Annotated in this window: 7 protein-coding genes; 5 read left to right on the plus strand and 2 right to left on the minus strand. The window is 67.4% G+C overall.

Features of this window, described 5'->3' with window-relative positions; translation table 11 throughout:
- The first annotated feature begins 319 nt into the window (after positions 1 to 319).
- The 3 genes from BKA25_RS28730 to BKA25_RS12575 all read left to right on the plus strand — a co-directional run bounded on the left by BKA25_RS28730 (position 320) and on the right by BKA25_RS12575 (position 5,156).
- Complete coding sequence (locus BKA25_RS28730; protein ID WP_446323467.1) at positions 320 to 787, plus strand: acyl carrier protein; 468 nt, start codon at positions 320 to 322, stop codon at positions 785 to 787.
- Between the two features lie 265 nt (positions 788 to 1,052).
- On the plus strand, positions 1,053 to 3,872 hold the full coding sequence (locus BKA25_RS28385) for an AAA family ATPase (RefSeq protein WP_084643027.1): 2,820 nt from the start codon (positions 1,053 to 1,055) through the stop codon (positions 3,870 to 3,872).
- Positions 3,873 to 4,220: 348 nt separating this feature from the next.
- The gene (locus tag BKA25_RS12575; RefSeq protein WP_069849617.1) at positions 4,221 to 5,156 is read left to right on the plus strand and encodes a class I SAM-dependent methyltransferase; all 936 of its coding nucleotides are present in this window, start codon (positions 4,221 to 4,223) and stop codon (positions 5,154 to 5,156) included.
- A 571-nt stretch (positions 5,157 to 5,727) separates the two neighbouring features.
- Here the strand turns inward: BKA25_RS12575 and BKA25_RS12580 are convergent.
- Together BKA25_RS12580 and BKA25_RS12585 are read right to left on the minus strand one after the other, a co-directional pair.
- Complete coding sequence (locus tag BKA25_RS12580; RefSeq protein WP_069849615.1) at positions 5,728 to 7,035, minus strand: cytochrome P450; 1,308 nt, start codon at positions 7,033 to 7,035, stop codon at positions 5,728 to 5,730.
- Positions 7,032 to 7,358, minus strand: a complete 327-nt coding sequence (locus tag BKA25_RS12585) for a hypothetical protein (RefSeq protein ID WP_069849613.1) — start codon at positions 7,356 to 7,358, stop codon at positions 7,032 to 7,034. Before BKA25_RS12585 ends, BKA25_RS12580 begins: the two co-directional genes overlap by 4 nt.
- A gap of 630 nt (positions 7,359 to 7,988) precedes the next feature.
- On the opposite strand from BKA25_RS12585, the gene ccrA reads away from it, so the two are divergent.
- Together ccrA and BKA25_RS12595 are read left to right on the plus strand one after the other, a co-directional pair.
- The gene (ccrA, locus tag BKA25_RS12590) at positions 7,989 to 9,314 is read left to right on the plus strand and encodes a crotonyl-CoA carboxylase/reductase (protein WP_084643675.1); all 1,326 of its coding nucleotides are present in this window, start codon (positions 7,989 to 7,991) and stop codon (positions 9,312 to 9,314) included.
- A 91-nt stretch (positions 9,315 to 9,405) separates the two neighbouring features.
- On the plus strand, positions 9,406 to 9,942 hold the full coding sequence (locus BKA25_RS12595) for a DUF1579 domain-containing protein (protein ID WP_069849609.1): 537 nt from the start codon (positions 9,406 to 9,408) through the stop codon (positions 9,940 to 9,942).
- Positions 9,943 to 9,956: the final 14 nt, after the last annotated feature.

Raw genomic sequence — 9,956 nt, forward strand, 5'->3', positions numbered from 1 at the left:
GGAGGCCAGCCTGCTGGCCGGTTCGAATCCGCTCGTTCTGTTGTCCGCCTCCGACTACGGCGAGGCGCTCGTCCGGCAGCGGATGGCAGCCGGTCTGCCCGCGACCGCGCTGCGCTGGGAGGCCGGGTTGAGCGACGCGGAGATCCAGGCTCTGGCCGTCCACGCGGTGTGCACCCCGAACGCGGTGCTCCTCGGGACCAGGCTGCGCCGCCCGACAGGCCCGGTTCCGCCGTTGCTGCGTGGCCTGCTGCGCGCCGAGGCAGCCGAGACGATCGACGTCGAGGCCGACAGCGCCGCACTGGCCGCCCGGCTGGCCGCGATGACTCCGGAAGCACGCCACGACCATCTGCTCGGCATCGTGCGCGGGTGGGTGGCGGCCGTGCTGGGCTTCGCAGGGGGCGAGCAGGTGAGCGTCGAACTGTCCTTCCAGGAGCTGGGGCTCACCTCGGTGACCGCGGTGGAGCTGCGCAACGGACTGCAGTCGGCGACGGGGCTTCGACTGCCCTCGACGCTGATCTTCGACTATCCGACCGCCACCGCAGTGGTGGCGTTCCTCCTCGACTCGCTCACCGAAGCGGATGCCGAGGTCGACGAGGAGACGCAACTGCGGGCGCTCCTGGCGCGGATCCCCCTCGGCCGACTGCGGGCGGCAGGGCTGCTCGACCGGCTGCGCGCACTCGACGGTGCGACCGAGTCCACTCCGGACACCCCGGAGGCCACGGCGGCGGATGCCGACATCGCCACGATGACTCCCGCCGATTTGATCCGGCTGACAATGGGTACTTGACAGCCATTTCTCACCTGTTTCGTTAATTTCTCACCAGGAGATGATCACACGGTAATTGATCGTCACCGACGGTTACCTGCTGTCCCGAATTGCTTGCTGAATTGGTTGGTTCGTGCACACCTTGCAGGTACAGAAAGGCAGCGCGCGACCTCGGGACCGTTCGCCCGTATTTTGGTAACTTCATTGCGGGTACAACGGTACGTTTTGCACCGCAGAGTGGCGGTGTGGCGCGCAGATCAGTCCACATTGCGAAAGGGAGCCGTAGGTGCGGTTAGTAGAACGTGCGGTGGAGTTGACGGCCATCACTGCTGCTTTCGACCGGTGCCGGACCTCGGGCAGTGAGATCGTCGTCGTGTCCGGTGCGGCAGGATCCGGTCGGACCCGGTTATTACGAGAGGTCGCCTCCGTTGTATCCGACTCCGGTGCTCTCGTACTGGCCGCAGCAGGTTCACCCGCCGAGACCTCGCTGGCCTACGGCGTGGCCCGCCAACTGTGGCAGAGCGCGGGCATCGAACAGGAACTCGACGCGTACCTGAACCAGGCGGGCCCCGAGCGTGGTGCCCGACCCGACGAACGGATCTGCTCGGAACTACTCGACCGCATCGGCGACCGACCCACCCTGTTGTGCATCGACGACGTCGAGCACGCCGATCCGATGTCGCGGGGAATCCTGCTGCACCTGCAACGCCGCGTCGGCAGCAGACACGTCCTGGTGCTGCTGCTGGCGGGCGAGTCCGCTTGGACGACGATTCCCTCCTTCGACGCCGAACTGCATCGCAACCTGCCCTGCCAGCGGCTCCGGCTCGAACCCCTGAGCCACGCGGCCGTCGCCGAACTACTCGACGTGCCCACCACCTCGGCCCGCGCGGCGGCCTGCCACTACGCCTCCGGTGGCAATCCGCTGCTACTGGGTGCGCTGATCGCCGATGGGGAACACAGCGGGGCCGACGACGACGGAGCGCCGCCCGCGCCTGCGGCCCAGTTCAAGTCGGCGGTCTCGGCCTGTGTGCACCGGGGCGACGAGGCATTGCTCGCGGTGGCCCGCTGCCTGGCCGTGCTCGACCGCACTCCCTCGCAACGGCTGCTCAGACGCCTGCTGCGGTTGGACGCGGCGAAGGTCGAACGCAGTGTCGCCGAGTTGACCCGCATGGGCCTGCTCGATACCTACGGCGGTTTCCGCCACCCCGAAGCCCGGGCCGCCCTCGTCGAGGCCACCCCGGCCGCCGAGCGGGCCCTGCTCAACGGGCGAGTGGCCGAGCTGCTCTACTCGGAGGGCGCCGACGTCACCGCGATCGCCACCCACGTGCTGCTCTCCGGGGAGCTGAACACGGCGTGGTCGGCCGAGGTCATGGTCGACGCCGCCGCCGAGGCGCTGCGTTCCGACCGGTCGACCGTCGCCGCGGACTACGCCGACTTCGCTTTACGCGCCGACCTCGAACCCGGGCTGCGAGCCGCCGCCCTGGTCACCCTCGTGCGCGCCAAGTGGCGTATCGCGCCGTCGGCGGTCACCAGCCACCTGCCCGCGCTGCGCACCGCACTGCGCGCGGGACAGCTCGACACCCGAGGCGTCGAATCCCTGCTGAGCAGTCTGCTGTGGACCGGACGCTTCGACGAGGTCCTGGAGATCACCCGGGGCGATGTCGGCGGCGAGGCCAGACCGGCCTGCGGCAGCGGCGCGCAGGCCGCCCTGCTGTGGTTGGAGTTCCTCAACCCGTCGGTGCTCGACGGGACACAGACCGATCACAGCCCCGACCGCCACCACGGCGACCTCGGGATGCGCGCGATGGCCACCCTGGTCTGTGCGGTCCGGCAGAAACGGGTGACCCACGCGGCCGCCGCGGCCGATGCGGTCCTGCAGAACTGCGAGCGGGCCGACCCGTTGATCGAGACGGTCCTAGCGGCGTTGCTCACCCTCATCCTGGTCAACGAGCTGGACCGGGCGGAGAACTGGTGCGAGCGGCTGTCCTCGGACTTCCGCAGGCGTGGCCTGATCTCCCTCACCGCGGTCGTGGCTGCGGTGCGCGCCGATGTGTCGCTGCGCAGGGGCCGCGCGTCGGTGGCCGTCCGCGAGGCGGGTATGGCGCTGTCCATGATGTCGCGGGCCAGTTGGGGGGTGGTCATCGGTTATCCCCTCGGCACGCTGATCGCCGCGCGCATCGACACCGGGATGCTCGACGAGGCCGAGAACCTGCTGCGCAGGCCGCTGCCGCCGGAGCTGCTCGATTCCACCTTCGGACTGCCCTACCGGTATGCGCGGGGCAGGCACGCGTTGGCCAGTGGCCGCCCGTATGCGGCCATCGAGGACTTCCGCCACTGTGGGGCGGTGATGGCGAGCTGGGGCGTCGAACTGTCCACCCTGGTGCCGTGGCGGATCGGTCTGGCCCGGGCGTACGCCGCGTTGGCCCGCGCCGACGATGCCCGTTCGACCTTGGAAGACCAGGTCAAACAGGCCACCGGTCGGTCGGCGTTCCTCGGGGCTGTCGCGCTGCGACTGTTGAGCAGCCTCGACGAGGCCGACCAGTGCCTTCCGCTGTTGCAGCGGGCCGTCGGCGTGCTGGAGAACTCCGGCCACGACCGGGAGTTCGCCCTGGCATTGGCCCAGCTGAGCAACGAGCACTATGCCCGCGGCGACTCCAAGCACTCCCGCACGGTGGCGCGCCGGGCCATGGAGGTGGCGCGCTCCTGCGAGTGTGAGGCCGAGACCCGGGAACTGTTGTTGGGTGGGGAGCAGTTCGATGTCGCCGACCTGCTGGGCGAGAACGACGACCACTATCCGGAGCTGACCGATGCCGAGGGCAGGGTGGCGCGGCTGGCGGTGAACGGCCTGACCAACCGGGAGATCGGCCAGCGCCTCTACCTGTCGACGAGCACGGTGGAACAGCACCTCACCAAGATCTTCCGGAAGTTCAACGTCACCCGACGCACCGACCTCATCGGGATGCTGCGGGCCGAACCGAGCAACGCGGTCCCCGCCGCTCGCCTGCCGATGTCGCCCCTGACCAGCCCCCAGAAAACACCGGGCAACCCCCCGAACAACGCCGAATACCCTGCCGCTGCCGATACCATCAATGTCCTATTGCATTAGCCGTGGCCGGATCCGTGTCGATCAGAATGGGTGATCAAGCCGCTCGTTGATTTTTTCACCGACCCTTCCGTCTCGATCGAATGAAGGGGCGGTTCGCGCTGGCCGCCGAATCATGTGGCGACCGTCGATTCGGCGTTGCTGAAATGAGGGAAACGGTCGGAGGTTTCGAGTATTCCAACTGAACTTCGACGGCATATTCAACGAAGTTCGATCGTGCTACCGTGGCGCTATATTCGAGCGCCGGACGTTGCTGCTCGAAATTTCCCGCCAGTTCCCCGACAACCAAGGGAGAGAACTGCCGTGGTCACAACGAATCCATCCTCGGACAGTCTGCAGGACGTGAACGGGATGTCCGAGGTAATCGACCGGTTGATCGTGGAGAACACCGGATCCGATCACAGTAGCGCGGAGGCCGCCGAGGCGAAGCGTGTGGTCTCCACCGTGTACGACCTGCTCGCCAGCACCTGGAAGCTGGTCGAGATGTGGAACTGGGGATACGACGACGCCCAGTTGCACCAGGAGATCGAGAAGCGCATCCCCGGGTTCTCCCGGTTCGGCACCGACGGTTTCTCGGAGGCGCTGTACTACTACACGTTGCGACAGGTTCCGACCGAACTCACCGATTACCACGGAAAGCGGATTCTCGAGGTCGGCAGTGGAATCGGCGGGGGTCTGAACTTCCTCTCCCGGGTGGCGGATGGGGCGGAGCTGTCCGGAGTGGACCTGTCGAAAACGGCGGTCGCTCGAGCGAATGCGCGACACTTCCGCCCCAACAAACTTTCCTACACCAATGGTGACGCCGAGGACATTCCGTTCGAGGACGGCACCTTCGATGTGGTGATCAATCTGGAGAGTTGCCACAACTATCCGCATCTGGACAAATTCTTCTCCGAGGTATCGCGGGTGCTCAAGCCCGGCGGCCACTTCTCCGCGGTCGACCTGTTCAACGACCAACACCTGGCGAACTTCAAGCAGGCGCAGTCCACCAACGCCCAGCTGAAGTGGTTGAGCGAGACCGACATATCGCCGCAGGTCATCAGCGCGGTCAACAAGCGGATGGTGAAGGGCAGCTACCTGCAGGAGACGTTCTCCAAGCAGAAGGGCCCGTTGCTGCAGCAGCTCATCAGCAGGCCCTGCTGGACTGCGGCGTTCGGTGCGCTGTTCAGCGGCGACGCCAGTACCTCCCCGGTGGCGAAGTGGGCGCGCAAGGTAGGCGGGCTGTCCAGCATGGACAAGGCGCCGATCCGCATCTACCGACACAATCTGGCGACTCGCGTGGTGTGACGCGATCGATCCCGAAACCCGTCGCTGCCGAACTCGATGGTTTGTCTCCTCGTGGACCGCGAGTTCGGCGGCGATGTCGTCGGCAACCGCCACCCGCGTGTTCTCCCGCTGAAGTAACCGAATTCGGTGTGCCCACACGAATGCGTGGCCCCGCCCCGGAATAATCGCTGAGATGGCGGCTTGCTTTACCGTCGGTAAAGTCATGGCTTGCCGATGATCACTGAATCGGTGGTTTCTCGGTACCCGTCCAATCACCTATCCAGGGCGCCATCGCGAGTGGCGATACCCGGGGTGAGCACCTCGCACCCTCGGGCGACTCGGGCATGGTTGGTGATTCACCTACCAAAACATCGAAACGTCAAAAAGAAACCGCCGCTGCCGGCTCGCGGTCTCGACGCAGGCAGATCGCGCCACCGCGCCACATCCGGAATCGACGCCGTCGGCAGCGCACCGGCCAGAGCCGATGCGCTGCCGGGCCGATCCGGGCAGGTGACGCGGTCCGGGACACCGAGCAGCGCAGTCCGACGCCCGCCGACGTTCATGGCGCACCGGCCCGGTCCCCGGTGTGCGATCAACGTCGGTGCAGCACCGCCAGGCCGCCCTTGGCGGGAGCCACCGAGATGCCGTGGTCGGGGTGGTGTTCCCCCGGTTCCAAGGTCGGTACGAGGGTGAAGTCACGGAGCATGGTGCGCAGCACGACGTTCATCTGCATCGTGGCGAACGCGGCGCCGATGCACCGGCGGACGCCGCCACCGAAGGGAATCCAACTCGGATCGGGGCGTGCGCCGACGAACCGGTCGGGGTCGAAGACCTCGGGGCGGGGGAACAGCGACTCGTTCTCGTGGAGCAGGGAGATGCAGGCGGTGGCCACGGTGCCGCGCGGCAGCGTCCACCGGCCGATCCGCAGCGATTCCGCGCGGACCTGCCGGGCGGTCATCTCGACGACGGGGCGGATGCGCTGCACCTCGATCAGGGTGGCCTCGCGGAGTTCGCTGCCGCCCTCCTCGTCCTCGGTGACAAGCCTGCGCACCAGCTCGGGGTGGCGGCGGAGCCGTTCCACGGCCCAGGCCAGGGTTCTGGCGGTGTTCTCCTGCCCGGCTGCAAGCAGCGTCAACAGCTGGTCGGCGATCTCGCTGCGGCGCATGGGGGAGCCGTCGTCATATCGGGACTGGATGAGGATGGCGAGCACGTCGTCGCGTTCGGTGAGCTTGGGGTCCGCGCCTGCCTGGTCGATGAGCCGGTCGATGATCGCGTCGTACTGCGCTCGGTAACGGTCGAACCGAGCGCCCGGACCGCGGCCGCCGAGATCCACGCGCGCGATGGGCAGCGAGGCGACGAACGCGCCGACCTTGAGCATGGGCGGCAGCATGGTGCGCAGTTCGTCGAGTTCGGCGCCGTCGGCTCCGAACACGGCGCGCAGGATGACGTTCATGCTCAGCCGCATGGTCGAGGGCAGCACCGGGAACGGCTTGCCCTCGGGCCAGGACGCGGCCTCCCGGCGGGTCTCCTGCTCGATCAGCGCCTCGTGCGCGCGCAGCCGACGCCCGTGGAAGGGCGGCGTGAGCAGCTTGCGCTGTCTGCGGTGCTCCTTGCCGGTGATCGAGAACAGCGAGCCCGGTCCCAGTACGAAACCCAGATTGCTGTCGGGGGTCTCCGCCTGTTCCGAGTTCGCCTGGAACAACTCCCGGACCTCGCCGGGATCGGAGAGCATCACCATCGGGCCCAGGATGTAGGAGCCGAAGGTGAACGCCGAACCGTAGCGGTCCCGCATCTTGCGCAGGGTGCCTCGGCGGGCGGCGGCGTAGGCGAGGGTCTGCACCATGCGCGGACTCGTCGGGCCGTCGGGTAACACCGCGTCCGGATGGATTCCCGTCGTCATCGCTGACCTCCGCTGGCGAGTTCGGCTGCGGGGGATTCCTCGCCGACCGCCCCGCCGTCCGATGCTCCGGTGGGCTGCGCGGGCACCGACAGGCCGGGAACACCGAGGTCGGGGATCGTCTTGATCGCCGCGAGCGCCGCGTCGATCGCACCCGACAGGGACTCGCCCTCGACGTCGAAATCGAGTTGCCCGACGGTGACGTCGGGATTGGTGGGCAGTGTCGTGGTCGAGGCCGTCGCCTCGCCCGAACCGGCTTGCCGCAGCTTCGTCAGCTCGTCGTCGGTGATTTCACGGCTGAGCGCCAGCGTGAATTTGTGGGCCACTACTTTCCACCTGCTCATTCTCGCCGATCGCCACGAATCCCGTCTGGTAGGAGAAACGCGGACATGGAAGATAAGGGCGACCGTATGCACGCCCCGGCGCACCGACAACGACACGGCGGCAGGGCTGGGGACCGGGCGGGACAAGTCGGGGGGTCGGCGGCTGCCGCACTGGCGGTGATCCGGGGCCTGCGGCAACGGGTTTGCGCCGGATGGCCCCTGGGCTTCTCGGATCTCGCCCTTCGCCGACGTTGAGTTGCGATGGCTCTGGACCATCGTCCTCGCACGGCCCGGCCCGCCTCGGCTGGCTGCGTCGCGGGGTGATCCGATCTGACATCTCCGCCACCGCCTGCCGGGGCGCGGCCCGGATGCCGACGATGCCGGACGAGGGCGGATGGCAGAAGGACCAGCGGTCGGGAACGTGGGGCGACTGCGGCGATCTGCTGCGGCCACTGGTCCGACCGGGGGAGCATCGTGGCTGGTTAGGGGGTTGAGTTAGGGGGTTCGACCGTAGCTAGCCTGGCCCGGACCTTGCGCCCACAACGGTGTTGCGCACGCTGCGGTGCGCGCCCTTCGACGTGGGCGGAACCGGTCCTCAGGGAGGCTTCGGTGCAGCAACTACTCCAAACGATCATGTCCGATGACGCCGAGCCAGACGACTTCGCGAACGTGGAGATCCCGGAGCACTATCGGGGCGTCGGTGTTCTGGCCGACGAGACCGAGATGTTCGTGGGCGTCGCGTCGGAGGAACGCAGTCCGGCGAAATCCCTGCACCTCCAGTCGGTGGCCACGCCGCAGCCGGGGCCCGGCGAGGTGTTGGTGGCGGTGATGGCCAGCAGCATCAACTACAACACCGTGTGGAGCGCGCTGTTCGAGCCGAGGCCCACCTTCAAGTTCCTCGCCCGCTACGCCCGCGAGATGCCCGAGGCGGCCCATCACGATCAGCCGTTCCACGTGGTGGGTTCCGATCTGTCGGGCGTCGTGCTGCGGACGGGCCCGGGGGTGCGTGGATTCCAGCCGGGGTCGCGGGTCGTGGCCCACTGTCTGTCCGTCGAGTTGTCCTCCTCAGACGGGCACAACGACACGATGCTCGATTCCGATCAGCGGATCTGGGGATACGAGACCAACTACGGGGGCCTGGCCGAGTTGGCGTTGGTCAAGGCCAATCAGCTGATGCCCAAGCCCGACCATCTGAGTTGGGAGGAGGCCGCTGCCTCGCAGCTGGTCAACTCGACGGCCTATCGGCAGCTCGTGTCGCGCAACGGGGCCGACATGAAGCAGGGCGACCTGGTGTTGATCTGGGGTGCGGCGGGTGGTCTGGGCTCGTATGCCACCCAGCTGGTGCTCAATGGCGGTGGCATCCCGGTGTGCGTGGTGTCCAGTCCGGGCAAGGCCGAGCTCGTTCGCTCGATGGGCGCCGAACTGGTCATCGACCGGTCGGCCGAGGGCTACCGCTTCTGGAAGGACCCCGACACCCCCGATCCGAGCGAGTGGCGGCGTTTCGGCAGCCAGATCCGCGAGCTGACCGGCGGCGAGGATCCCGACATCGTCTTCGAGCATCCGGGTCGGGAGACCTTCGGGGCGAGTGTGTACGTGGCGCGGCGCGGCGGCACGATCGTCACCTGCGCCTCCACTTCGGGCTACGAGCACACCTTCGACAACCGCTACCTGTGGATGCATCTCAAGCGCATCGTCGGGACGCACTTCGCCAACTATCGCGAGGCGTGGGAGGCGAATCGGCTCATCCGCCGGGGCATGGTTCATCCCACGTTGTCGCGGGTCTTCCCGCTGGCGGAGGCCGGGCTGGCCGCGGAGGCGGTGTATCGCAACACCCACAGCGGCAAGGTCGGCGTGCTCGGTCTGGCGCCCCGGGAGGGGCTCGGCGTCCGTGACCATGCCCTGCGCGAACGGGTCCTGCCGCAGTTGAACCGCTTCCGGGAGTCCCGTCTCGGGTCGTGATAGCCCGTGATCCGGCCGTCGCCGGTAGTCCCGCGACGCCTCGCTTCGAACTCACCCGCACATGACTGTTCGCCCAGCCGAAGGAGCATCTGTGTCCACCGAAGACATCGCCGGGACCGAGGAGCAGGTTGTCGGCCAGGAGCCGCAGGAGCCTGTCGTGTTCACCGCTCCGAAACCCGCCGAGCAGCTCCATGAGCTCGACTTCCTGCTCGGTGCGTTCCGCGCCGAGTACGCCGAGGTCAGCTTCGATCCGCCGAAGACGGGCGTCTCGTTCTGGACCACCGAGACGGCCATGGACGGCCACGTCTACGAGATGGTGCAGGACGTGCCGGGCCCGGGGATCCTCGCGCGTTGGACGTTCGGTTGGGACACCGTCGGGCAGAACTACTTCACCACCTACTACGACAACTGGGGCAACCACGGCTCCACGCGTTGCCAAGGGTGGGAGGACGGGAAGCTCAACTTCAGCGGCGAGTACTTCGCCTTCGGCAGCAAGTTCGTCTTCAACGAGCAGTTCACCATCGTGGACGCCGACCACTACCGCAAGGAGGGTTCGGTGAAGGAGGGCGACGACTGGCGGCTGCTGGACGTCATCGAGTGCTACCGGATCACCGACCCCGAAGCCTGATCTGCTGCGCGAGC

Origin of the sequence: Actinoalloteichus hymeniacidonis, from assembly GCF_014203365.1 — a bacterium.
Lineage (GTDB): Bacteria > Actinomycetota > Actinomycetes > Mycobacteriales > Pseudonocardiaceae > Actinoalloteichus_A > Actinoalloteichus_A hymeniacidonis.